Here is a 22,185-nt window from a genome sequence, read left to right as displayed (position 1 = left end):
CGTTATGTAAACACATTTCGAAAAACCACGTAATATTTAGTCGTTACCAAAATACCTGCGAATTATTCACAAATCATTCCCTAAACACGTACAGATTCGTGAAAAACTGCGCATGGGGGCAATTTGGCAGTATGCATTTCATAACTATACTACAATGGAAAAACAGTGTCAACCTAGAAGCTTCTTACTTTCCGCATCAATTCTGCAAAACCCCTTGACAGCGGAAAATCCGAAACCCGGCGTCCCGAGCGACATCCTCCACGCTGTCGAACAGCTCTTCGAGCTTTTTCTTCGCAGACGGCGCGCCTTGCTTCTTTTGAATGACCACCCACAGCTCGCCAGTCTCGGTGAGATGTTCGGGCGCCCGTTCAAAGATCGAGTGCACCACCGCTTTGCCGGCGCGAATCGGCGGATTGGTCAAGATCACATCAAATTTCTCACCGGCCACTTTTTCAAAACGATCGCTGACGATTGCCTTCGCACCCGGCGCCAAGTTCTGCTCGATATTTTTCTGCGCCAGTTCCACTGCACGTTCGTTGACATCGACCAGCGTGACATCTCCGCTTCCGGCGAGGAGTGCGGCGGTGATCCCGATCGGTCCGTAGCCGCAGCCGACATCGAGAACTTTCGCCCCCTCCGGAATCTGCATCGTTTCAATTAAGAGCTGGCTGCCGAAGTCGACGCCTCCTTTGGAAAAAACGCCGGCGTCCGTCCAAAACGTGAGGTTGAAACCGCGCAAGGTGACGCGGATGGTGCGGATGTCGTGTTCCACATTTGGCTGGTTGGTAAAATAATGATCGCCCACGAACACACCTCCCAATGTATACTTTGCCCAATTCCTTCATTATCTAGTAGTGGGAAAACTTCATAAAAAAAGCACCCTGCAACGAGGCAAGGTGCTTCTTATCGCCGTAAGGGCAATTACTTAACTTCAACAGCTGCGCCAGCTTCTTCAAGCTTAGCTTTGATGCCGTCAGCTTCTTCTTTGGAGATCTTTTCTTTCAGAGCTTTCGGAGCGTTGTCAACGATTTCTTTTGCTTCTTTCAGGCCCAGGCCGGTGATTTCGCGAACAACTTTGATTACGTTGATCTTGGAAGCGCCAGCAGAGGTCAGGATTACGTCGAATTCGGATTGCTCTTCAGCAACCGCGCCGCCAGCTGCGCCGCCAGCCATAACCATCGGAGCTGCAGCGGTTACGCCGAATTCTTCTTCGATTGCTTTTACCAGGTCGTTCAGTTCGAGAACGGACATGCCTTTAATGGCTTCAATGATTTGTTCTTTAGACATTAGAGAGACCTCCTAGAAATGGTGTAAGTGTAGTTGTTTGTGCGTAAAAGTTACGCTTGCTCTTTCTGGTCAGCAATCTGAGATACAGCGTATGCCAGGTTGCGCATCGGAGCTTGAAGGACGCTAAGCAGCATGGAAAGCAGACCTTCGCGGTTCGGCAGTTCTGCCAGAGCCGTTACTTCTTCAAGGCCAATCACCTTGCCCTCAACGATACCAGCTTTCAGTTCCAGAGCTTTGTGCTCTTTCGCGAAAGTGTTGAGGATTTTAGCCGGTGCTACAACATCGTCATTGGAGAACGCGATTGCGTTCGGGCCGGTCAGGTATTGGTTGACTTCGCCCAAGTTGACTTGTTCAGCAGCACGACGGGTCATGGTGTTCTTCAGAACGCGGAACTCGATACCTGCTTCGCGCAGACGCTTACGCAGTTCGGTCGCTTCCGCCACGGTCAGACCGCGGTAGTCAGCGATGATCGTGGACTTGGAGTTCTGAAGCTTCTCAGCAATCTCATTGACGAGAGTTACTTTTTCCTCACGGATTCCCATTCGTTACACCTCCTGTGTGCTTCTTTGATCAAGAAGAAAACCCCCGCAGACAGTCTACGAGGGCATAAGTTACCTAGTTAAAGGTTATCACTTCTTGACCTCGGCAGGACATTAAGTCGAGTTGCCTCGACACCTGCTGTCTGCGGTTCGTTGTTATTCACTTCGCAACAGAAGCTATATTATCATGCTTGACCGCGAAAGTCAAAGCATATTGCATTCGATTCTTTGTGTTAAATTATTGCAGGTTGATCTTCACGCCCGGGCCCATGGTGGAGGACACGGTAACGTTGCGCATGTACTGGCCTTTCGCGGAAGCCGGCTTCGCTTTTTGAAGGGTATCAACCAGCGTGTTGAGGTTCTCGATCAGCTTGTCAGATTCGAAGGAAACTTTGCCGATCGGTGCATGGATGTTACCAGCACGGTCAACGCGGTATTCGATCTTACCAGCTTTGATCTCATTAACAGCCTTGGTCACGTCGAACGTAACGGTACCGGTCTTCGGGTTCGGCATGAGACCCTTCGGACCAAGAACGCGGCCGAGTTTACCAACCGAAGCCATCATGTCCGGAGTTGCGACGACAGCGTCGAAATCGAACCAGCCTTGGTTGATCTTGTTGATCATGTCTTCATCGCCAACGAAATCTGCGCCTGCAGCTTCTGCTTCTTTCGCCTTGTCACCTTTCGCGAACACGAGTACGCGAGATACTTTACCGGTGCCATGCGGCAGAACAACCGCACCGCGGATTGCCTGGTCAGCTTTCTTCGGGTCAACGCCCAGACGGAAAGCAACTTCGACAGTTTCGTCGAACTTTGCAACAGCGGTCTTCTTTACGAGCTCGATCGCCTCAGCCACGTCGTACTGAGTATCGCGATCAACGAGCTTTACAGCTTCAGCATATTTCTTGCCTACTTTTGCCATTGATCTTTCCTCCTTATGTGGTAATGACGGTACAAAGTAACCTCCCACGAATAAGGGTTGGCAGAGACCCGCCAACCCGACGAAGAAACGAAGCTAATTCAAGTGATTAGTCTTCGATTACGATGCCCATAGAGCGTGCGGTGCCTTCAACCATACGCATTGCGGATTCCACATTCGCAGCGTTGAGGTCAACCATTTTGGATTCAGCGATTTCGCGAACCTTGTCACGCTTAACAGTTGCAACTTTCTTCTTGTTCGGTTCGCCGGAACCGGACTCGATGCCTGCTGCTTTTTTGAGCAGAACAGCTGCCGGCGGAGTCTTCGTTTCGAAAGTAAAGGAACGGTCTTCATAAACCGTGATGACAACCGGGATAATCAGGCCTGCCTGTTCAGCGGTACGAGCGTTGAACTCTTTGCAGAAGCCCATGATGTTTACCCCAGCCTGACCAAGCGCCGGACCTACCGGCGGAGCAGGGGTGGCCTTTGCTGCCGGAATTTGCAGCTTCACGATTTTGGTAACTTTTTTAGCCACTACGTCCACCTCCTTCTTCACAAGATGTGGTCAACGGGACAAGCCCTCCCACTAAAATTGGCCCATGATGGGTGAGATCACAGACCAACGCAATACCAGACAAGATTATAACTTCTCCACCTGTTCGAAGTCAAGCTCAAGTGGGGTTTCGCGTCCGAACATAGAGACCAGAACTTTGAGCTTCTGCTTGTCCTCTTGGATCTCCTCGATCGAACCCACAAAGTTTGCAAACGGCCCTTCGACGATACGAACGGCTTCTTTGAGGGTATAATCCACCTTTTTGCGAGTCTCATCCACACCCATAGACTTAAGGATGGTCTTGACTTCAGACGGCAACAGAGGAGTCGGCTTGGAACCAGCCCCAGCGGACCCGACAAAGCCTGTTACACCTGGTGTGTTGCGCACGACATACCAAGAATCGTCGGTCATGATCATCTCAACGAGCACGTAGCCCGGGAAGACCTTGCGCATAACCGATTTCTTCTTGCCGTTTTTGATCTCCGTCTCCTCTTCCACAGGGACGAGGACACGGAAAATCTTGTCTTCCATCTCCATCGAATGCACGCGCTTTTCAAGGTTGGTCTTCACCTTGTTTTCGTAACCAGAGTAGGTATGCACGACATACCAGCGTTTCTCCAATTGTTCCATGTACGCGAGGGCAGGATGCCCTTCCCCCCTTGTTTGGTGAAAAGTTACTGTGTCTTGTTACGCTCCCAGCCCCATCAACTCGAGCAGGTAGCTGATCCCGAGGTCAAAACCAAAGACCAGGAGGATGATGAAAATACACGTTCCCATAACCACCAAAGTGTAGCTTGTAAGCTCCTTGCGGTTAGGCCAGCGAACGCGCTTCAGCTCGCCCCAAGCGTCCTTGAAAAACTGGGTCGAACGCTTGAAAAAACCCGGGCGGGACTGCTTTTGTTCACCTGCAACAGAACTAGAACTAGCCATGTGTGATTTCCCCCTTAAAAAAGGGCACCATTAGCGAGTTTCACGGTGCGCAGTATGAGTGTTGCAGAACTTGCAAAACTTCTTCAACTCGATGCGGTCGGGGTTGTTCTTCTTATTCTTTTTGGTGATGTAGTTGCGTTGCTTGCAATCGGTGCAAGCCAGGGTCACGTTAACTCGCATCTATGACACCTCCTAGCTGGATGCTCTAAATATCAAAACTTGTCCATTCTCATGGATACCCATATAAATTTAGCACAACGCATAGTTGATGTCAACCGAACTGCCTTGATACTAGGATTGACAACATTGACCACCGTTAAACGGCGGAAAAATGCGGGCAACAAAAAAAGACGGGCTGTGAAACGGCCCGCCTCTTCTTCTCAAATAACGTCCCGAATTTCCAAATAGCGTTCCAGCTTGCGTTTCACCCGCTGCAGTGCGTTGTCGATCGACTTGACATGGCGCTTCAGATCGACGGCGATCTCCTGATAGGATCGTCCGTCGAGGTAGAGCATCAGGACCTTGCGCTCCAAGTCGCTCAATATCTCGCCCATTCGCACCTCGATGTCATCAAACTCTTCCTGGTTGATGATCAGCTCTTCCGGGTCGGTGACACGGGAGCCGCAGATCACATCGAGCAGCGTACGATCCGAATCTTCATCGTAGATCGGCTTGTCCAAGGAAACGTAAGAATTCAAAGGAATGTGCTTCTGACGCGTCGCCGTCTTGATCGCTGTGATGATCTGACGGGTGATGCACAGTTCAGCAAAAGCCTTGAAGGAAGCCAGCTTGTCATCGCGGAAGTCGCGAATCGACTTGTATAAGCCGATCATGCCTTCCTGCACGATGTCCTCGCGGTCCGCGCCGATCAGAAAATAGGAGCGGGCCTTGGCCCGTACGAAGTTTTTGTATTTATGGATCAAATGTTCAAGCGCTTCGTCATCGCCCTGTCGCACAAGTTCGACCAAGTCTTCATCAGACATCGCTTCAAGTTCATGCTGCACTTGACCTGTAGGAATGCTTGTCAACTCTCATCCCTCCGACTATGAGGCGTAGCGCCAATGATGAACTCATTATACTTTATGTAATCTAGCAGGGTCAATTGCTAACTTCCGTCATTTCCTCCTCCAATATTTGAACAAATTTTGAACAAAGAAAAAACCGCCGGAAGTTTTTGGCTTCGACGGTCTATCCTCTGCGCCATTTCTCGAACATCTCCCGCACTTGCGGGGAAAGATGATCGTCGATGACGTTTCTGGTATTGTTTCTTTTCTCCACGTTTTCCCGAATCTGGCGTTTGGCGTTCTTCACGTCCGTCTTCAGTTCGCGCGCTGTGATGCGCAGCGCTCCTCCCCCGAAGGTGACTTGCTGCTCCACGTAGTCGCCGGTCGCCACGTAGATATGCATTCTGACTTTCTCGCGCAGGAGCTCGTACACCAGCCGCTCGATCAGCTCGTCGGCCGTCTCCTCGTGCTTGGAATAGAGGATCTTGATGCCGGAGATCACCTCTTCGGTCTGTCCGCCTGAGGCGAGGTGCGCATCAAACACGATGATCACCTCGCGCCCGGTGAACGCCTTGTACTCTTTGAGGTCATCGACCAGCTTGTCACGCGCCGCTTCGAGACGTTCGTATTTCAAATCGCGAAGCTCCGGCCAGTCGCCGATGATGTTGTACCCGTCAACAATCAGGACTTCACGCATGAGAGTTCAGCCAACTACTTCTTTTCGCCGCGCTGACGAAGCACTTCGTACAGCAGGATGCCGGTCGCCACGCCGGCATTGAGCGATTGCACTTGACCGACCATCGGCAGGCGCACCAGATAGTCGCAGCGCTTTTTGACCACTTCGCCAAGCCCTTTGCCTTCGTTGCCGATCACCAGCACGGTCGGGCCGGTCATCTCGACTTGATGGTACATGTTTTCGCCGTCCACGTCGGTGCCGACCACCCAGTAGCCGTCTTTTTTCAGCTGCTCGATCGTCTGCGAGATGTTGGCGACGCGCGCCACCGGCACATGTTCGATCGCGCCGGCCGATGCTTTGGCCACCGTTGCTGTCAGCGGAACGGCGCGGCGCTTCGGAATGATCACGCCGTGCGCGCCAACCCCGTCTGCCGTACGCAGGATCGAGCCGAGGTTGTGCGGGTCTTCGATCTCGTCGAGCACGACGATCAGGCCCGGACGCGGCGAGTTGTTTGCCGCCTGCACGATCACATCGAGTTCCACATACTCTTTCGCCGCGATGTAGGCGATGATCCCCTGGTGGTTGCGCCCTTCGGAGATCTGGTCAAGCTTGGTGCGCGGAACGGTCTGGATGATGATGTTTTTCGAACGTGCTTTGCCAAGCAGCTCGGTGATCGAGCCTTGCGCGCCTTCTGCGACGAGGATCTTGTTGATCTCACGCCCCGCACGCAGCGCTTCCATCACCGGATGGCGCCCTTCGACCTGCTCGTTGCCGCCTTCAAACGACACTTGGTCGCGCTCGATGCGTTCCGGACGAACTACGCGTTCACGCTCACGGTCGCGGTCTGCAGCCGGTCCGCGGCGGTCTGCCATCGGGCCTTTGCGCTCTGCGCCAGGTCCTTTGCGGTCTCCGCCGCCGGTGCGTCCTGCCCCCGGTCCTCTGCGGTCTGCTGCGCCCGGCCCTTTGCGTCCGCGCGGTGCTTTATCTCTCGTGTTTTTTCTCATATGGATTCATCCCTTTTCGGTTAGTGTCTATGTTGGTTGGTTCGTCTCATCCAAAAGCCATTGAATCGCAGCGCCGGCCAGCTCGTGCAGGCGCGCATACTCGCCGCGCAGATAAAGATAGCCCATCAGGCTCTCAAATCCGGTCGCGTGGCGATAGTCGATCAGGCTGCCGTTTTTCGGCGTGGAGCCCGACTTGGCATTGCGCCCGCGCTTGACGATCGACAATTCTTCTTCGCTCAAGCCCGGCAGCAGCATGTGCAGCACATCCGACTGCGCTTTGGCTTTGACAAATTTGGTTGCGAATTTGTGCAGGCGGTCCGGCTTCATCTCGCCTTTTTGCAAGAGATGCTCACGGATGATGATCTCCCAGACCGCATCCCCCATGTAGGCGAGGGCGAGGCCGGTCATCTCGTGCGGCTTCTTGACCGGTTTGGCCGCTGTGTTAAACAGCCCCTGCACGCCTGTTGCTTCTGTCGTTTCCGTCACTTCTTCTGCCATGGTCTCACTTCCGTCTCCAGCGTACGCCCTGCGGCGTGTCTTCCAGCACGATGCCCATCGCGGTCAGCTCATCGCGGATCTCGTCGGCCCGGCCCCAATTTTTCGACTTGCGGGCGTCGTTGCGCTCTTGAATCAACGCTTCCACCTGTGCGTCCAGCCCGGCGTCTTCATCTGCCGGACCCAAAGCCAGCACATCGAGGAACTCTTCGATCAGCTGCAGGTACGCCTGCAGCGCCCCTTGTTCCACCTGCTCACTGCGCAAATACACATTGGCATCCGACACGAGGTCAAAAATCGCCGTGATCGCATCGGCAGAGTTGAAGTCATCGTTCATCGCCGCTTCAAATGCCGTGCGGTATTTGTCAGCGTCTACAGTATCAGCATGACCCGCAGGCGCGCTCTCTAATCGGTGTTTCAAGTTCAAGAGCGCCGTCGTGATCCGCTCATAGCCCGCTTTGGCATTCTCCGCCAGCTCTTCGGAAAAATTGACCGGGTTGCGGTAATGCGCGGAGAGCAGCAGGAAGCGCAGCACCGTCCCGTCATATTTTTGCAGCAGGTCGCGGGCGGTCAGGAAATTGCCGGTCGACTTGGACATTTTTTCATTGCCGAGGTTCACAAACGCGTTGTGCATCCAATAGGTGGCAAACGGCTTGTGCGTGCAAGCCTCGGTCTGCGCCAGCTCGTTCTCATGGTGCGGGAAGGTCAGGTCGACACCGCCGCCGTGAATGTCGATCTGCTCGCCGAGATACTTCATGCTCATCGCCGAGCACTCGATGTGCCAGCCCGGACGACCCGGTCCCCACGGGGAATCCCAAGCGATCTCGCCGGCTTTGGCCGATTTCCAGAGCGCAAAATCGGTCTGGTTGCGCTTGAGATCGCTCACTTCGACGCGGGCGCCGGCGATCAGATTCTCCAGCGTCTGGCCGGACAGCTTGCCGTACCCTTCGAACGTCGTCGTGTCAAAATAGACGTCGCCCTGCGACTCATAGGCATGGCCGCGCTGGATCAGATCCTCGATAAACTCGATGATCTCGCGCATCTCTTCGGTCACTCGCGGATGAGCGGTGGCGCGGCGCACATGCAAGGCGTCCGCATCGGCAAAATAGCTGTCGATATACTTGTCGGCCACTTCCTGCGGGGTCAGGCCTTCTTCGTGACCGCGCTTGATGATCTTATCATCAACATCGGTAAAGTTCTGCACATAGTTGACTTCATAGCCTTTATATTCAAAATAACGGCGGATCATATCGAAGACAACGAACGGCCGCGCGTTGCCAATATGAAAATAGTTATAGACGGTCGGGCCGCAGACATACATTTTGACTTTGCCCGGCTCTATGCTTTGAAAAAGCTCTTTCTGGCGAGTCAGTGAGTTATATACCTGTATTGACATTGACATCGCGCACTCCCCCTTCTTGTGTACGTAGTGTTTCCAATTCGTTCTTCAAGTCATCAATCTGCTGCTGCAACTGTTTGATCTGCTCTGCGACCGGGTCGGGCAGGTTGCACTGCTCCATATCATCCACGCGGCGTCCGTCCTGAATCACCACTTTGCCGGGAATCCCCACCACCGTCGAGTTTGGCGGCACTTCGCGCAGCACGACCGAGCCCGCGCCGACTTTCGAGCCCGCGCCGATCGTAAACGACCCCAGCACTTTCGCGCCCGAGGCGATCAGCACGTTGTCGCCCAAGGTCGGATGGCGCTTGCCTTTTTCTTTGCCTGTGCCGCCGAGGGTAACGCCTTGGTACAAGGTGCAGTCATTGCCGATCTCCGCCGTCTCCCCGATCACCACACCCATCCCATGGTCGATGAACAGGCGGCGTCCGATCGTCGCCCCCGGATGGATCTCAATCCCGGTCACCCAGCGCGCCAGTTGCGAGTTCAGTCGCGCCAGAGTCCGCAGATTCGCTCTCCACAGCCAATTCGAAACACGATACGCCCACAAGGCATGCAGGCCCGAGTAGGTCAACACCACTTCCAATGTGGAGCGTGCCGCCGGGTCACGGTCAAAAATGACTTGGATATCTTCCCGCATCCGTCCCAACATTTACATCCACTCCTCCCCAAATAAAAAACCGCCTCTGCCAATAGACAGAGACGGTCGAATCACCGTGGTTCCACTCTGCTTGATGCTTTTACGATCAAAAGCACCCGCTTCTGCACCTGATAACGGAGGTGATCCGTCGGGCATTTCCTCCCGCAAACCGCAAGGCGCATTCAAAAAGCCGTCTCCTCGCAACCGCTCTCACCCGCGTGCCGAAATGCTTCGCGGCGGTGCTCTCTGTCAGGTCGTGCTTCTTTACTTCTTCCTTGCGCATGATCTTTACGATCTGCACATCTTGGATTGTCTCTCTATCCTAACAAAAGCTTACAGTTCAATCAACTTTCCGATGCGCTCGGCCACTTTTTCCCGGCCCAGCAACGCCAGGGTCTGGTTGAGATCGCGGCCGTGCAGCTGGCCGGTCGCCGCCACGCGGGTCGGCATGAACAGCCCTTTGCCTTTGATGCCGGTCTCTTTTTGCACTTCTTTCAGCGCGGCTTGGATCGTTTCGGCGGTGAATTCGCTCAGCGCCAGCACCTTGTCGCGGAATGCTTTCAGCACGAGGGGCGCGGTCTCTTCCGCCAAAACTGCTTTTGCTTCTTCATCGTATGCAACTCCATCGGTGAAGAACAGCTCCGACAAAGGCACGATTTCCGAAACGGCCAGCATGCCGTCTTTGTACAAAGCAACGAGCTGCGAGACCCAGGCGCGGTCATACTCGGCGCCGATGCGGCCGGCCGACTGCAGGAACGGAGCGGCGAGATCGACGATGCGGTCGAGGTCGGCCGATTTGATGTACTGGCCATTCATCCACGCCAGCTTGTCCTTGTCAAAAATCGCTCCGGACTTGGACACGCGGTCAAAGGAAAACTGTTCAACCAGCTCTTCCAGCGAGAAGATCTCCTGTTCGACGGTCGGGGACCAGCCGAGCAGCGCGAGGAAGTTGTTGATCGCTTCCGGCAGGTAGCCAAGCTCTGCGTACTGCTCGATAAACTGGACGATCGACTCGTCGCGCTTGGACAGCTTCTTGCCCGTTTCGTTCAGGATCAGCGGCAGGTGCGCAAACAGCGGCTGCGGCCAGCCAAACGCTTCATAGATCATCAATTGACGCGGGGTGTTGGAGAGATGCTCTTCGCCGCGCGCGACATGGGAGATCTGCATCAGCGCATCGTCGATGGTGACAGCAAAGTTATAGGTCGGGATGCCGTCCGATTTGACGATAACAAAATCGCCGATGCCGTTCGATTCGAATTCCACCGTGCCGCGGATCATGTCATTAAAAGAGTAGACCTTGTCTTCCGGCACGCGGAAACGGATCGTCCGCTTGCGCCCTTCGCTCTCATGCTTGGCGCGGTCTTCCGCCGTCAGATGGCGGCATTTGCCGAGGTAGCGCGGCAGTTCGCCTTTCGCCGCCAGCTCTTCGCGCTCCGCTTCCAGTTCGGCCTCGGTGCAGTAGCAATAGTACGCCTGACCGCTGGCCAGCAGCTGATCGGTGTGCTGCTGGTAGATGTCGAGGCGCTCCATGCAGGAGTACGGGCCGTATTCGCCGCCCACCTGCGGGCCTTCATTCCAGTTCAGGCCGAGCCAGCGGAAGCCTTCCATGAAGCCTTGCTCCGCGTTTTCTTTGTTGCGCGCCTGGTCGGTGTCCTCGATGCGCAGGATGTAAGTGCCGCCGTGTTTCTTGGCAAACAGATAGTTGAACAGCGCGGTGCGCGCGCCGCCGATATGTAAATGTCCGGTCGGACTTGGTGCATAACGTAAACGTACCGTCATTTTCAGGACCCCCATGAAAAATAGATTCTTCCCAGCGTACCCAAGTATTGTACCAAAGTTAGGATTGTTTGACGAGAAGCACCACCGCTTGTGCGGCCATGCCTTCTTCGCGGCCGACAAAGCCGAGTTTTTCGGTCGTCGTCGCTTTGACGTTGACCTGCCCCAGTTCCGCTTCCAGCTCGCGGGCGATCACGCCGCGCATTTCATCGATGTACGGGCGCAGTTTCGGACGCTCCGCCATGATGACGCAGTCGAGGTTGGCCAGCACGTAGCCGCGCTCTTTGACCATGCTCCAGACGTGGGTGAGCAGTTTGAGCGAGTCCGCCCCTTTGAAACGCTCATCCGTGTCCGGAAAATGCTTGCCGATATCGCCTTCTGCAATCGCGCCGAGCAGCGCGTCTTTGATCGCATGCAAAAGAACATCAGCATCGGAATGCCCGAGCAGCCCTTTCTCGTGTGGAATCAGCACACCGCCCAGGATCAGGTCGCGTCCTTCGACCAGCTGATGCACGTCATATCCCATGCCCACTCGCATCATCGCACTCTTTCCCCTTTCAATTTCCATAACGCTTCGGCGATCACCAGATCGTCCGGCGTGGTAATTTTCAAATTCGTATATCGCCCTTCAACCATCGTGACCGGCACGCCCGCCCATTCGACGAGCGAGGCGTCATCGGTGCCCAGACCGCCAACTTCCAGCGAACGCTGGTGCGCGTCTTCCAAGACCCTGCGGTGAAACGCCTGCGGGGTATGCACCGCAAACAGCTCGCTGCGCGGCAAGGTCTCTTGGACCAGACCCTCTGCGACCCGCTTGATCGTGTCTTTGACCGGCACGCCAAGCGTCGCCGCCCCTTTGGTTCGGGCAGCGGCCAGCACGGCTTCCACTTCTTCCATCGTGACGAGCGGACGCGCCGCATCGTGGACGGCAACCAGCTCCGTTTTTTCATCCAAAGCGGCCAGTCCCCGGCGCACCGAGTCTTGTCGCTCCCGGCCCCCGGCGACGATCGCGCCGATTTTCATCATCTGATGTTCTTGGCAAAGCGTATGTACATACTCCCTATCATCTTCCGAGACGACCAATACCATCCGATCAACGGACGAACATTCGGCCAATGCCTGCAAGGTGCGGATCAAGATCGGCGCCCCTGCCAGCGGCAGGTATTGTTTTTTGATGTCGCTGCCCATGCGCGAACCGCTGCCGGCTGCGACTACAATCACTTCTGTATGCACAGGTCATTCCCCTCTTTCAATCACGACTCCAATCAGGAAAAAGCGCCGCACCACGAGGGTACGGCGCTTCGATGTTACAAGGCACGCTCAAGCATTTTCGGCTTGGCAAAAATCATCCGGCCGGCAGAGGTCTGCAGCACCGAGGTGACCAGCACTTCGAGGCGGGTGCCGATAAAATCGCGTCCGCCTTCGACGACGATCATCGTGCCGTCATCGAGGTAGCCGACCCCTTGGTTGTGCTCCTTGCCGTCTTTGATCACTTGCACAAAAATCTCTTCGCCCGGCAGCACGACCGGCTTCACCGCGTTGGCGAGATCGTTGATGTTCAGAACGCCAACGCCTTGCAGCTCACAGACTTTGTTCAGGTTGAAGTCGTTGGTGACGACTTTCCCGTTGATCTGCTTGGCGAGGCGCACCAGCTTGGAATCGACTTCCTGAATCTCTTCGAAGTCGATCTCCATCACCTGAACTTTGATCTTCAATTCCTTCTGGATCTTGTTCAGGATGTCCAGCCCGCGGCGGCCGCGGTTGCGCTTGAGCACATCGGACGAGTCGGCGATATGCTGCAGCTCCTCCAGCACAAAGGACGGGATGACGAGCACGCCGTCAAGGAATTCCGTTTTCACGATGTCGGCGATGCGCCCGTCGATGATGACGCTCGTATCGAGAATCTTCGCTTCGCCCGGACGGTGCTTCTCTTCACCCTTGGCCTTCTCCTTGCCGCCCAGACGGCCGGGGAAGAAGTTCATCAGGTCTTCGCGTTTGGTGAAGAAGAAGCGGTAGCCCATGTAAGCCAGCAGCACGCTTGCGAAAAATTGCACGACGCTGCCGACGACCGGAATCAGCGCGATGGCCGGAGCCATCAGGTAGGCAATGATAAGACCGAGAACCATCCCGAACGCTCCGGCGATCACGTCGGGGAACGGAGTTTTGATCATCTTCTCTTCGAACCATTTGATCAAACTCACCGTATAATCAACGATCCAGCTCGTCGCCAGAATGAACAGCGAACCGCCTAACACGGCTCCGAAAATCGGATGTACAAACGGATTGATGTCAAGTGAGATCAGACTGAACAAATCCGGTGCAAACTGGTATCCCAGCACAATCCCGATAACGGCGAAAAACAAATGCACAATGCGTTTTAACACAGGAATGTCACCTCCATATCTTGCATTATAGACAATGAAACGGCAGTCAAAACGTGGTTTAAGAAAAGAAGACGTCCGATGACGTCTTTGATGAGTTCATAGTCCAGCATAGCACACTCGAACCGGACAGTCAATTTTAAATGATCTATACTATCACAGTCAGACATGATTCGTCAACAAAAAGTCACATTGTGTCGAATGCAACGTGGATTGCAGCATTGCACAAGTGTCCGTACCCAATACATACGCAGAAAAGCCGCCGGGGTTTCATCCCCAAGCGGCTTTTCCGGCAGGTAATTTTTACTTCGCTATCGTTTCGTACGGATCTTCCACAACTTCCGTTTTTCGGGATTTTTTCTTACCGTTTTTTTTTAACACGCCGTACAGCGCGTAGAAAGCAAGCGGCAGGAAGATCAGCCGGTTCACGTATTGCGGCCAGAACATGAAGGTGGTCAACACGATCAAGAGAATCAGCGGCACGATGTAATAGGCTGATCTCGGAATCCCGACTTTCTTGAAGTTGGGGTACTTGACGTTCGAGACCATCAGGTAGGCGAGGAACACCATGAACAAGGGCAGCGTGATGTTTGGCGCCGGCAGCAGGTCATGGTAGAGCGCCAGCGTAGCCAGCACACCGCCGGCAGCGGTGATCGGCAGGCCGATGAAGTAGTTCGGCGAACCGGTGGCGACGTTGAAACGCGCCAGGCGCAGCGCCCCGCAGATCGGGAACACGGCGGTGATCACCGTGCCGACCCAGCCCATCTCGTGCAGCACCACTCCGTACATGATAAAAGCAGGCGCCACACCAAACGAAATCACGTCCGACAAAGAGTCGAGTTCTTTGCCAAATTCGCTTTGTGCGTTGAGCATCCTTGCGACCCGGCCGTCAAGACCGTCGAGCAGCATGCCGATGATCACCAGCAGCGCTGCCCAGTCGAAGTTGCCTTGGAATGCGACGATAATCGATATAATACCTAAAAATAAGTTCCCGACGGTAAACATGCTCGGTAATGCGCGACGTACTAGCATATAGGTACGTACCTCCCTCTCCGACAGGTTAGATGTGCCGATCGATAAAGACCTGTTCGGAAATGCGTTTGAGCCCTTCTTTGATGGCGCGGGCCCGGACTTCGCCGATGCCTTCGACATCATCGAGCTCTTCGATGCTCGCAGTTAAAATACGTGGCAGAGCGTTGAAGGTTTCCACCAAATTTTCGATGACCGGCTGCGGGAGGCGCGGAATTTTGTTCAAAATCCGGTATCCGCGCGAGGAGACAGGCTCTTCGGTAATGTTAATGTTCCCCGAGTAGCCCAAAACTCTCACCAGCATGTTGCTTTCCAGCAAGTCATCCGAATTGAGCGCGTGCAGCTCCTGCAAAATGTGGTGCGGCGTCACATCGAGGTCGCGGCAATAGTCCTTCACCAATAGATACGCTTCTTCATCCACTTTCGAGACCAATTCTTCGAGCTGCATCGAAATAAGTCGCCCTTCGGTGCCCAATTCGGTGATATAGCGGCGAATTTCCGACTTGATGCGCAAGACCATTTCGATGCGCTGAATGACGAGCGCCACTTCATGCAAGGTGACCAGCTCTTCAAACTCCAAGGCCGACAAGTTGGTCATCGCCTGATCAAGCACCGATTTGTACTTCTCCAGCGTGTTGATCGCCTGATTGGCTTTGGTCAAAATCACGCCGATGTCCTTCAGCGTATAGCGGAAATTCGACTGGTACAGCGTGATCACATCGCGGCGCTGGGAGATGCAGACGACCAGTTGGCCGGTCTGCTTCGCCACGCGCTCCGCTGTGCGATGGCGCGTCCCCGTCTCGAAAGACGGGATCGACGGGTCGGGATTGAGCTGCGTGTTCGCATACAGAATCCGCTTGCCGTCATCGGACAGAATGATCGCTCCGTCCATCTTGGCCAGCTCATACATGCCGGCCGAAGAAAACTCGCAGTTGATCGAAAACCCGCCGTCGACGATCTCCATCACCTGTGGAGAACTGCCGATCACAATCAAAGCCCCCGTCTTCGCCCGCAGCACGTTTTCCAAGCCGTCCCGCAGCGGGGTGCCAGGTGCGATGAAGCGGAGGATTTTGTTGATCAGGTTTTCTTTTTTCAAATCTTCTCTCATCCCTGTCATCCCCCTAAAGCTACTTGGAACGCCTCCTGTACCGTCTCAACACCAATCACTTGAATGTCGGCCGGGGGCTGCCAGCCGCGCAGGTTCTTCGTCGGCACGATCACCCGGGTGAACCCGAGCTTCATCGCTTCCCGGACCCGCTGCTCGATGCGCGATACGCCGCGCACTTCGCCGGTGAGTCCCACTTCGCCGATAAAACAGTCGGTCGGCCCCATCGCTTTCTCCCGGAACGAAGATCCGAGCGCCAAAGCGATGCCGAGGTCGACAGCCGGTTCATCGAGACGAACGCCGCCTGCCACGTTGACATATGCATCCTGCGACTGCAGGTATAACCCCATCCGCTTCTCCAGCACCGCCATGATCAGGCTGACGCGGTTGTGATCCAGCCCCGTCGCCATGCGGCGCGGGTTGCCGTAGCTGGAAGGCGTGACCAGCGCCTGGATCTCGACCAGCACCGGGCGCGTGCCCTCCATGCTGGCGATGACGCAGGAGCCTGCGACGCCGTGCGGACGTTCGGACAGAAACAGTTCGGACGGGTTGTGCACTTCCTCCAACCCTTTTTCCCGCATCTCGAAAATCCCGATCTCGTTGGTCGAGCCAAAGCGGTTTTTCACCGCCCGCAAGATGCGGTAGGTGTGGTGACGCTCGCCTTCAAAGTACAGCACGGCGTCGACCATATGCTCCAGCATTCGCGGACCTGCGATCGCGCCTTCTTTGGTGACGTGACCAACGATAAAGGTGGCGATATCGAGCGACTTGGCAATGCGCAGCAAAAATGCGGTGCACTCGCGGACCTGCCCGACGCTGCCAGGCGCCGATTGCAGGCCGGGACGGTATACGGTCTGAATGGAGTCGACGATCAGAAAATCGGGATTGAGCAGCTTGATGTGCTGCTCGACCCGCTCCAGATCGGTCTCCGGCAAAATGTACAGATTGTCGGACAATGCTTCCAGACGGTCTGCGCGCAACTTGATCTGCTTCGCCGATTCCTCGCCCGATACGTACAGCACTTTGTTGCCGCGCGCGGCGATCGAGTTCGACGTTTGCAGCAGCAAGGTCGATTTCCCGATCCCCGGGTCGCCGCCGACAAGCACCAGCGATCCTTTGACGACACCGCCGCCCAGCACGCGGTCAAATTCGACCAGGCCGCTGTGCGTGCGCGCTTCGTTCACCGTGTTGATCTCGGTGATCTTATGTGCAATGGCAGGCTCGGACTGCTGCAAGATTTGCGAGCCGACCTGCGCAGTTGGCTTGCTCACAACTTCTTCGGCCATCGTATTCCACTGACCGCATCCCGGACATTTGCCCATCCATTTGGGACTTTCATATCCACAGTCTTGGCACACAAATTTTGATTTATACTTTGCCATAATTGTCCCCATTCTGAGATGTCCTACAAAAAGGTTCCAATCTTCATCATATAGGAAAGAGTTTGAATCAACAAGGGCAGTTCTTGTCAGATCTCAGCAAAAAAGACCCGGTTGCGTGATCCACGAAACCGGGTCTCCTGTTCAAGAATTAAACGGTGGTCGGTGCTGCAGGTGCAGCCCCTTGGTTTTTCACTTCCAGGCGGCCTTCTGTCGCATCGATCAGCACGCTGTCGCCTTTTTTGACCGCGCCGGAGAGCAGTGCTTCCGACAGCTGGTCTTCGATGTGGCGCTGAATCGCACGCTTCAGCGGGCGGGCGCCGTACTGCGGGTCATAGCCTTCCTTCGCGAGGAATGCCTTCGCCTCATCCGTGAGGTCGAAGTGGATGTCGTTCTCGCGCAGGCGGCGGCGCAGTTCGTCGCTCATCAGGGTCACGATCTCTTTGATGTGGATCTCTTCCAGCTGGTGGAAGACGATCGTGTCGTCGATCCGGTTGAGGAACTCCGGACGGAACTGCTTTTTCAGCTCTTCCATCACGCGGTCCTTCATGTCGACGTAGTTGGCTTCTTTGTTGGCGGTGAAGCCCAGCGCGCCGCCTTTCTTGATTGCGGCAGCCCCGACGTTGGACGTCATGATGATCACCGTGTTGCGGAAGTCGACGGTGCGGCCTTTGGAGTCGGTCAGGCGGCCGTCATCGAGGACTTGCAGAAGCACGTTGAACACTTCCGGATGCGCTTTTTCGATTTCATCGAACAGCACGACGGAGTACGGCTTGCGGCGGATCTTCTCGGTGAGTTGGCCGCCTTCTTCGTAGCCGACATAGCCCGGAGGCGCTCCGACCAGACGCGCGGTGGAATGACGCTCGCCGTACTCGGACATGTCAATGCGCACGATGGCATTTTCGTCGCCAAACATGACGTCTGCCAAGGACTTCGCCAGCTCGGTTTTACCGACGCCGGTCGGGCCGAGGAAGATGAAGGAGCCGATCGGACGCTTCGGATCTTTCAGGCCGGCGCGGGCGCGGCGGATCGAGCGGGAGATCGATTTGACCGCTTCATCCTGGCCGATGACGCGCTCATGCAGGATCTCTTCCATCTTAAGCAGGCGCTCCGACTCTTCCGCTTCCAGTTTCTTGACCGGGACGCCGGTCCAGGAAGCGACGATGTCGGCGATGTCTTCGGCGGTGACTTCGGAGTCTTTTTTCACTTGGTTGGACTGCCACTCTTGCTTGCGGCTTTCCAGCTCTTCGCGGATCTTCTGCTCGGTGTCGCGCAGCGAGGCTGCTTTTTCAAATTCCTGCGACTGGACGGCCGACTCTTTCTCGGAGCGGATGTCTTCGAGCTTTTCTTCCAGCTCCTTGAGGTTCGGCGGCTGGGTGTAGGTGCGCAGGCGCACGCGGGATGCCGCTTCGTCGATCAGGTCGATCGCTTTGTCCGGCAGGAAGCGGTCGGTGATGTAGCGGTCGGACAGCTTGACGGCCGCATCGATCGCTTCGTCGAGGATCTTCACGCGGTGATGCGCTTCATAGCGGTCGCGCAGGCCGTGCAGGATCAGGATCGCTTCTTCCTTGTTCGGCTGGTCGACGGTGATCGGCTGGAAACGGCGTTCCAGCGCCGCGTCTTTCTCGATGTGCTTGCGGTATTCGTCAAGCGTGGTCGCGCCGATGCACTGCAGTTCGCCGCGGGCGAGGGCAGGCTTCAGGATGTTCGACGCGTCGATCGCGCCTTCTGCGCCGCCGGCACCGATCAAGGTGTGCAACTCGTCGATGAAGAGGATGATGTTGCCCGCCGCGCGGATCTCATCCATGATCTTTTTCAAGCGGTCTTCGAACTCGCCGCGATATTTCGTGCCGGCGACCACGGTGCCCATGTCGAGCACCATCACGCGCTTGTTGCGCAGGGTCTCCGGGATCTCGTTGTCGACGATTTTTTGGGCGAGGCCTTCAGCGATGGCAGTTTTACCAACGCCCGGTTCGCCGATCAGCACCGGGTTGTTTTTCGTGCGGCGGGACAGGACCTGGATGACGCGTTCGATCTCGTTGGAGCGGCCGATGACCGGGTCCAGTTTTTGATCGCGCGCCATCTGGGTCAGGTCGCGGGCCAGACCGTCGAGGGTCGGGGTGTTCGCCGACTGCGGGTTCTCCTGATGCCCTTCGTGCGTGTCGCCGCCGAGCAGCTGCAAGACTTGCTGGCGGGCTTTGTTCAGCGAGACGCCGAGGTTGGCGAGCACGCGGGCTGCCACGCCTTCGCCTTCACGGATCAGGCCAAGCAGGATGTGCTCGGTGCCAACATAGTTGTGGCCGAGCTTGCGCGCTTCGTCGATCGAGAGTTCGATCACTTTTTTCGCGCGCGGGGTGTAGGCCATGCCGGCCGATTGGCCCGGACCGCGGCCGATGATCTTTTCCACTTCTTTTTGGATCTTATCGCTGGAGAGGCCAAGCGACACCAACGCTTTTGCCGCGATGCCTTCCCCTTCGCGAACGAGGCCGAGCAGAATGTGCTCGGTGCCTACTCCGGAATGACCGAGACGGCTTGCTTCTTCCTGTGCCAAGGCGAGCACTTTTTGCGCTCGCTCCGTAAAACGTCCAAACATCATAGGAATCCACCTCCAAGCGGTATTTGAGTTTATTCAAAAGCCGGGATCAGATATGACCTGCTCCGCTGCGAAGCTTGTCGCGGACCAGTTCGGCCCGGCGAAAATCGCGCTCGCCGGGCGCTAACGCCACCCCCGATTTTTTTTGCAAAAAGGCGGGCTGGGTCATCACCATCAGCTCTTTGAGAATGTTTTTCGACATGCCTTTGATCACGCCAAGGTCGATGCCGAGGCGAATGTCAGACAGGCGCTGCATCGTCTCTTTGGCAGACAAACGTCTCGCGTAGGCGAGGATGCCAAAGGAGCGGGCGATGCGGTCTTCGATGTCCTCACGGCTCTCCTGCAGGAGATAGGTGCGGGCTTGCGTCTCGTGCTCGATGATCTTTTGCGCCACCGATTCGAGGCTGTGGATCACTTCCTCTTCCGGCACGCCAAGCGTGATCTGGTTGGACAGCTGAAAGAGGTTGCCGATCGCTTCCGTCCCTTCGCCATGCACGCCGCGCACGACCAGTCCGACCTGACCGAGCGCGGAGAGCACACGGTTGATCTGGCCAGTGGCGACAAGGGCTGGCAAGTGGAGCATGACCGAGGCGCGGATGCCGGTGCCGACGTTGGTCGGGCAGGCGGTGAGGTAGCCGAAGCGTTCGTCGAACGCGTAATTCAGCTTGGCTTCGAGCAGGTCGTCGACCCGGTTGGCCGTCTCCCACGCCTCGGCGAGCTGCAGGCCCGGCATCAGCACTTGCAGGCGCAAATGGTCTTCTTCATTGATCATGATCGAGACCAGCTCATCTTCGCGAATCGCCGCAGCGCCACGCGCAGCATGATCGACCATCGTGCTGGAGATGAGGTATTTCTCCTCCAGCGTCTTCAGGTCGAGGTCGGTGATCGTGTCGAGCTGGATCAGTTCGAAGCGCCCCCCGCCCTGTTCGGCAAACGTGTCGCTTTCGATCGCCGAGCGGACCCGCTCGATCACTTCATCGGCTTGGTGCTCGCTTTGCAGCATCGGGAACGGATGTTCGATCAGGTTGCGGGCAAGGCGGATGCGGGTGGAGATGACGATGTCCGAGTGCGGGCCTTCGTCGTTCATCCAGCGGCTGGTGTCGTGCACAAAATCTTGAATCGGCATCCTTTAGTTCCCTCCTGCTTCGCTTAGTTGTTCCAGTTCGCGAATCCGGTCGCGGAGCGTCGCGGCTTCTTCAAACTGTTCCATCTGGATCTTCTGCTGGAGTTCGCTGCGGAGCGTCTCAATCTGTTTGCGCTGCTTGATGATCCCGCCGGTGCGGTGCGGCACTTTCCCGGTGTGGGTGGTCGCGCCGCCGTGGATGCGGCGGAGCAGCGGTTCTAAGCGCGGGCCAAAACTGCTGTAGCAGTCTGCGCAGCCGAAGCGGCCCAGTTCGGCAAACTGCTGGTAGCTGAGGCCGCAGGTGTTGCAGCGGGTGATCTGCGGCTTCTGCACACCCGACATTTGACCAAAGGCGCCCCCGTTTTCAAATCCCAACAATCCGCTGAGCAGATTGTGAAAGGAAAAGTTTTCGCCGGGCTTCATCATGAACTCGCCGTTTTCGCGGGCACACGTTTCGCATAGATGGATCTCGCTCTTTTCTCCATTGAGAATCTTCGTAAAATGAACCGTAGAGTCCCGTTGTTGACAACGCTGACAGAGCATCGGTATTCCTCCTTCTGCGCTTATCCTTTGAGCAGTGCGACCAGCATCGCCGACAGATAGTTGGCGCGGATCTGGTCGCGGATGGCGGGCGTGAGCGCCAAAATGTCGGTGCAGACCACGGAGCGCATCACGCGGGCTTCGCGGGGGTTTAACACCCCTTCATCGTGCAGGCGCTGGATCATGCCCTCCGCTTCCTTGGCGGTGACCGAACTGCCCATCAGATCAAGGATGACGCGGTGCAACGTATGATTGAGTTCAAGACCGACCTTGGTGATGCGGATGAAACCGCCGCCGCCGCGCTTCGATTCGACGACATATCCCTTTTCTATGGTGAAGCGTGTGGAAATCACGTAGTTGATTTGGGAGGGCACACAATTGAACATGTCGGCGAGTTCGCTGCGCTTGATCTCACAGATCCCGCTGCCGCCGCCGGACATAATTTTCTTAATATGCTGTTCAATGATGTCAGAGATGTTGCGCATGGTGCCGGAGATCCCCCCTCCTCTGGTTCGAAGGTTTGACTTTGACTAATATTGACCTTTTGTCTTTATTATATGCAGACCCTCACCGATTCCCAAGTCTGTTTTTCAGGCAATTCTGAGGGTCTGGTTGGACTTTCTTTGACTATCTTTGATTATCTTGACCTTATTTGACCTTTGACAAAAGATCAGGGAAACGCTGGATGACCACGTCGGCCTCCACTAACTCATTCTGCCCGGCAAAACCAAAATCACACCCGACCGTAAAAAGATTATTCGCTCTTCCGGCGGTAATGTCCGATTTGCGGTCGCCGACCATGATCGCGTTTTG

26 protein-coding genes and 1 other annotated feature (1 of these 27 cut by a window edge) are annotated in these 22,185 nt (G+C 55.8%); all 26 genes read right to left on the bottom strand.

The features are described 5' to 3' along the window. Window positions 1–196: 196 nt before the first annotated feature. Complete coding sequence (locus tag CBW65_RS08290; protein ID WP_087456441.1) at window positions 197–805, bottom strand: class I SAM-dependent methyltransferase; 609 nt, start codon at window positions 803–805, stop codon at window positions 197–199. A gap of 116 nt (window positions 806–921) precedes the next feature. Beyond that, the gene (gene rplL, locus CBW65_RS08285) at window positions 922–1,287 is read right to left on the bottom strand and encodes a 50S ribosomal protein L7/L12 (protein WP_087456440.1); all 366 of its coding nucleotides are present in this window, start codon (window positions 1,285–1,287) and stop codon (window positions 922–924) included. Between the two features lie 50 nt (window positions 1,288–1,337). Continuing rightward, a complete protein-coding gene (gene rplJ, locus CBW65_RS08280; RefSeq protein WP_087456439.1) occupies window positions 1,338–1,829 on the bottom strand; it encodes a 50S ribosomal protein L10 in 492 nt (163 codons plus the stop codon). A 25-nt stretch (window positions 1,830–1,854) separates the two neighbouring features. Further along, window positions 1,855–1,993, bottom strand: a sequence feature (ribosomal protein L10 leader region). Window positions 1,994–2,064: 71 nt separating this feature from the next. Next, window positions 2,065–2,748: a 50S ribosomal protein L1 gene (rplA, locus tag CBW65_RS08275; protein ID WP_087456438.1), complete on the bottom strand. Its 684-nt coding sequence runs from the start codon at window positions 2,746–2,748 to the stop codon at window positions 2,065–2,067. Window positions 2,749–2,854: 106 nt separating this feature from the next. Beyond that, window positions 2,855–3,280, bottom strand: a complete 426-nt coding sequence (gene rplK, locus CBW65_RS08270; RefSeq protein WP_087456437.1) for a 50S ribosomal protein L11 — start codon at window positions 3,278–3,280, stop codon at window positions 2,855–2,857. 105 nt (window positions 3,281–3,385) lie between these two features. Beyond that, window positions 3,386–3,919 (bottom strand): transcription termination/antitermination protein NusG, encoded by a 534-nt coding sequence (gene nusG, locus CBW65_RS08265; RefSeq protein ID WP_087459167.1) that lies wholly within the window; start codon window positions 3,917–3,919, stop codon window positions 3,386–3,388. A 66-nt stretch (window positions 3,920–3,985) separates the two neighbouring features. Further along, on the bottom strand, window positions 3,986–4,228 hold the full coding sequence (gene secE, locus CBW65_RS08260; RefSeq protein WP_087456436.1) for a preprotein translocase subunit SecE: 243 nt from the start codon (window positions 4,226–4,228) through the stop codon (window positions 3,986–3,988). 30 nt (window positions 4,229–4,258) lie between these two features. Beyond that, window positions 4,259–4,408 carry a 50S ribosomal protein L33 gene (gene rpmG, locus CBW65_RS08255; protein WP_087456435.1) on the bottom strand — a complete coding sequence of 50 codons (150 nt, stop codon included), beginning with the start codon at window positions 4,406–4,408 and terminating at the stop codon, window positions 4,259–4,261. A gap of 200 nt (window positions 4,409–4,608) precedes the next feature. After that, window positions 4,609–5,256 (bottom strand): RNA polymerase sporulation sigma factor SigH, encoded by a 648-nt coding sequence (gene sigH, locus CBW65_RS08250; protein WP_269768008.1) that lies wholly within the window; start codon window positions 5,254–5,256, stop codon window positions 4,609–4,611. 160 nt (window positions 5,257–5,416) lie between these two features. Beyond that, window positions 5,417–5,929, bottom strand: a complete 513-nt coding sequence (locus tag CBW65_RS08245; RefSeq protein ID WP_087456434.1) for an NYN domain-containing protein — start codon at window positions 5,927–5,929, stop codon at window positions 5,417–5,419. A 14-nt stretch (window positions 5,930–5,943) separates the two neighbouring features. Next, window positions 5,944–6,780 carry a 23S rRNA (guanosine(2251)-2'-O)-methyltransferase RlmB gene (rlmB, locus tag CBW65_RS08240; RefSeq protein ID WP_198299840.1) on the bottom strand — a complete coding sequence of 279 codons (837 nt, stop codon included), beginning with the start codon at window positions 6,778–6,780 and terminating at the stop codon, window positions 5,944–5,946. A 159-nt stretch (window positions 6,781–6,939) separates the two neighbouring features. After that, a complete protein-coding gene (locus CBW65_RS08235) occupies window positions 6,940–7,410 on the bottom strand; it encodes a Mini-ribonuclease 3 (protein WP_087456432.1) in 471 nt (156 codons plus the stop codon). Between the two features lie 4 nt (window positions 7,411–7,414). Beyond that, window positions 7,415–8,803 (bottom strand): cysteine--tRNA ligase, encoded by a 1,389-nt coding sequence (gene cysS, locus CBW65_RS08230; protein WP_087456431.1) that lies wholly within the window; start codon window positions 8,801–8,803, stop codon window positions 7,415–7,417. Then, the gene (gene cysE, locus CBW65_RS08225) at window positions 8,784–9,458 is read right to left on the bottom strand and encodes a serine O-acetyltransferase (RefSeq protein ID WP_087456430.1); all 675 of its coding nucleotides are present in this window, start codon (window positions 9,456–9,458) and stop codon (window positions 8,784–8,786) included. Before cysE ends, cysS begins: the two co-directional genes overlap by 20 nt. Window positions 9,459–9,779: 321 nt before the next feature. Then, window positions 9,780–11,231: a glutamate--tRNA ligase gene (gltX, locus tag CBW65_RS08220; RefSeq protein ID WP_087459165.1), complete on the bottom strand. Its 1,452-nt coding sequence runs from the start codon at window positions 11,229–11,231 to the stop codon at window positions 9,780–9,782. A 52-nt stretch (window positions 11,232–11,283) separates the two neighbouring features. Beyond that, on the bottom strand, window positions 11,284–11,763 hold the full coding sequence (gene ispF / locus CBW65_RS08215) for a 2-C-methyl-D-erythritol 2,4-cyclodiphosphate synthase (RefSeq protein WP_157721837.1): 480 nt from the start codon (window positions 11,761–11,763) through the stop codon (window positions 11,284–11,286). Then, the gene (gene ispD / locus CBW65_RS08210; protein ID WP_087456429.1) at window positions 11,760–12,455 is read right to left on the bottom strand and encodes a 2-C-methyl-D-erythritol 4-phosphate cytidylyltransferase; all 696 of its coding nucleotides are present in this window, start codon (window positions 12,453–12,455) and stop codon (window positions 11,760–11,762) included. Before ispD ends, ispF begins: the two co-directional genes overlap by 4 nt. 74 nt (window positions 12,456–12,529) lie before the next feature. Further along, on the bottom strand, window positions 12,530–13,606 hold the full coding sequence (locus CBW65_RS08205) for a PIN/TRAM domain-containing protein (RefSeq protein WP_087456428.1): 1,077 nt from the start codon (window positions 13,604–13,606) through the stop codon (window positions 12,530–12,532). Window positions 13,607–13,906: 300 nt separating this feature from the next. Further along, window positions 13,907–14,635 (bottom strand): CDP-diacylglycerol--serine O-phosphatidyltransferase, encoded by a 729-nt coding sequence (gene pssA / locus CBW65_RS08200; RefSeq protein WP_087456427.1) that lies wholly within the window; start codon window positions 14,633–14,635, stop codon window positions 13,907–13,909. 28 nt (window positions 14,636–14,663) lie between these two features. Beyond that, window positions 14,664–15,740 (bottom strand): DNA integrity scanning diadenylate cyclase DisA, encoded by a 1,077-nt coding sequence (gene disA, locus CBW65_RS08195; RefSeq protein ID WP_087456426.1) that lies wholly within the window; start codon window positions 15,738–15,740, stop codon window positions 14,664–14,666. A gap of 5 nt (window positions 15,741–15,745) precedes the next feature. Further along, a complete protein-coding gene (gene radA, locus CBW65_RS08190) occupies window positions 15,746–17,119 on the bottom strand; it encodes a DNA repair protein RadA (RefSeq protein WP_087456425.1) in 1,374 nt (457 codons plus the stop codon). Window positions 17,120–17,267: 148 nt separating this feature from the next. Continuing rightward, complete coding sequence (locus CBW65_RS08185) at window positions 17,268–19,712, bottom strand: ATP-dependent Clp protease ATP-binding subunit (RefSeq protein WP_087456424.1); 2,445 nt, start codon at window positions 19,710–19,712, stop codon at window positions 17,268–17,270. Window positions 19,713–19,758: 46 nt separating this feature from the next. Further along, the gene (locus CBW65_RS08180) at window positions 19,759–20,835 is read right to left on the bottom strand and encodes a protein arginine kinase (protein WP_087456423.1); all 1,077 of its coding nucleotides are present in this window, start codon (window positions 20,833–20,835) and stop codon (window positions 19,759–19,761) included. A gap of 3 nt (window positions 20,836–20,838) precedes the next feature. Further along, window positions 20,839–21,375 (bottom strand): protein-arginine kinase activator protein McsA, encoded by a 537-nt coding sequence (locus tag CBW65_RS08175; protein WP_087456422.1) that lies wholly within the window; start codon window positions 21,373–21,375, stop codon window positions 20,839–20,841. Between the two features lie 20 nt (window positions 21,376–21,395). Further along, complete coding sequence (locus CBW65_RS08170; protein WP_087456421.1) at window positions 21,396–21,857, bottom strand: CtsR family transcriptional regulator; 462 nt, start codon at window positions 21,855–21,857, stop codon at window positions 21,396–21,398. Window positions 21,858–22,020: 163 nt separating this feature from the next. After that, window positions 22,021–22,185 carry the 3' end of an HAD family hydrolase gene (locus CBW65_RS08165; RefSeq protein WP_087456420.1) on the bottom strand. Its footprint extends 489 nt past the window's final position, so only the last 165 of its 654 coding nucleotides appear in the window; its start codon lies off the right edge, out of view; it ends in the stop codon at window positions 22,021–22,023.

Origin of the sequence: Tumebacillus avium (assembly GCF_002162355.1) — a bacterium.
Classification (GTDB): domain Bacteria; phylum Bacillota; class Bacilli; order Tumebacillales; family Tumebacillaceae; genus Tumebacillus_A; species Tumebacillus_A avium.
The sequence above is the reverse complement of the archived record's forward strand: the minus strand, read 5'-3'. Positions and strand labels throughout refer to the sequence as shown.